Source organism: Siminovitchia jepli (genome assembly GCF_047228825.1).
Lineage (GTDB): Bacteria > Bacillota > Bacilli > Bacillales > Bacillaceae_C > Siminovitchia.
Genome location: NZ_JBFEGN010000187.1, coordinates 1 through 1,694, shown reverse-complemented (window position 1 = coordinate 1,694; position 1,694 = coordinate 1). Strand labels below are relative to the sequence as shown.

The window sequence follows — 1,694 nt, the reverse complement described above, 5'->3', positions numbered from 1 at the left end:
TGTAAACTAGCACATTATTTCAGACACCTAATTTCAAATTAACTCCGGTGAAAAACCTGAAATAGTGTGCCGGTTTGATCACTTTATTTCAGATTTGGAAATAGTTTGGCGCATTATTCCAGATGCTTAAGCAAAAGAAACTCCCTTTAAAAAGGGAGCTGCGATTCCGGAATTAGTTCTTTTGATAATATCCTCACTTTATATACTTCTACCATTCTCAGTGTAAACGCCACATCATCCTCCAGCGTCACAAACCACTCATGATAATCTTTCTCAAAACACGCTTCATAATAACGGTTTTGAATGCGTATTTCGAAGGTCATTCCCGTAAATGTTTCATACTCTTGTTGGCCAATCCAAATTTTCCAGTCCTGTTTTTCCGGATCAAAAAACATAATCCCCCGTCGCATCATAAGCCACTCTCCTCAACGGCCATTTGGACGATTTCCTCATCAATCTGTTCTTTCTTCAGCTGCGCCCCATACAAAAGGCAATTGATCGTCAATGTGTTGATGACGCGCGGCCATCCCTGTGAACGCAAGGCAATCGCTTCAAGGGCTGTTTCTGTGAAAATTGGCATCTTGGCTCCGGCAAGCTTTAAATGATGATCAATATAGGCAAACACATCTTCTTTCTTTAGGGGCTGAATTTGGTACCTCATGATGATCCGTTGAGAAAGTGGCTTGTGATGGTTCAGGTTTAGACGTGTCTTTAAATGCGGAAGCCCGGCCAGCACAAGGATAAATGGATTTGATGAATCCATTTGGAAGTTAAAGAGAATCGCCAAGTCCTGTAAAAAAGCGTCCTTGGCCATATGCATCTCATCCAGGATGAACACCGGCGTTACTTTTCGTTCCTGGGCCATCCGTTCAATTCCATGCTGGATCTGCCGGAACAGATCCACCTTCCGGAACCTGGGCTCCTCGCCCAACCCGTAAGCCAAACCCCGGTAAAAATCCATTACACCCCCGGTGGACAGTGGAAAGTAGACCACATGATAAAGCGCCGGGTTGAGTGAATCCTTGAATGATCTTAATGTAAATGTTTTTCCGGCACCAGGATCACCAATGACCATGCCGATCCCTTTGGATTTTCGTAAATACTCAAGGCCGTTCAATGCTTCCTGGTACCCTGCAGAACGGAAAGCTTCCGTAGGGTCCATGTCTTTGGAAAAAGGGGTTCTAGCCAATGAATAGAATGGTTTATACATGGCCTGCCTCCTCTTCCTGAGAAGCCTCGGAGACGGCGAACAGCGATTGCCCCCGTTTGACATGGGCGTTATCATTCATGGAGACCGGAACGGCCTCGGCTGCTTGCTTGCCGTCTTCAAACACATATACTTTATGCTCGTCCATTCTGATTTCAATTTTTTGCCCGATATATTGGGAAGGGACCTCATATAGTTTTTTCTCCAGTGTAATGGTCCCATCCAGCTTCACTTTTCGCTCCGCCCGCCTCAAGAAGATCGAGTCTAACAAGGAAAGGTCTTCCAGGAAGGTCACATAATCCAATTGGGACAGGAATACTTCGTGCGGTGTTTTCCCGTCTAGTGAAGCGTGCGGCTTCCGGTGATAGTCCTCCTCAAGCCACTGCCAGAAACGCTCATTCAGCTCCTCCAAAGAATGAACAGGATCATTTTTTAACAGGGGGTAGAAGCGTGTTTGGATCGTTTTAAACAGCCTCTCAATTTTTCC

The 1,694-nt window shown here is 45.5% G+C and carries 3 protein-coding genes; all 3 read right to left on the bottom strand.

Annotated features, from left to right (window positions below; genetic code table 11):
• Window positions 1-146: 146 nt before the first annotated feature.
• Window positions 147-413, bottom strand: coding sequence for a DUF5348 domain-containing protein (locus AB1L08_RS22300; RefSeq protein ID WP_144487914.1), 267 nt, complete (start codon window positions 411-413; stop codon window positions 147-149).
• Entirely contained in the window at window positions 410-1,210 is an 801-nt protein-coding gene (locus AB1L08_RS22295; protein ID WP_144463784.1) for an ExeA family protein, read from the bottom strand. Before AB1L08_RS22295 ends, AB1L08_RS22300 begins: the two co-directional genes overlap by 4 nt.
• The coding region (locus tag AB1L08_RS22290) for a Mu transposase domain-containing protein (RefSeq protein WP_413066763.1) at window positions 1,203-1,694 on the bottom strand (492 nt) is incomplete at its 5' end. The genes AB1L08_RS22290 and AB1L08_RS22295, both read right to left, overlap by 8 nt.

What these genes read in the sequence shown, in the direction of transcription:
- AB1L08_RS22300 (WP_144487914.1), bottom strand. Translation starts at nt 413, where the DNA reads ATGATGCGACGGGGGATTATGTTTTTTGATCCGGAAAAACAGGACTGG.
- AB1L08_RS22295 (WP_144463784.1), bottom strand. Translation starts at nt 1,210, where the DNA reads ATGTATAAACCATTCTATTCATTGGCTAGAACCCCTTTTTCCAAAGAC.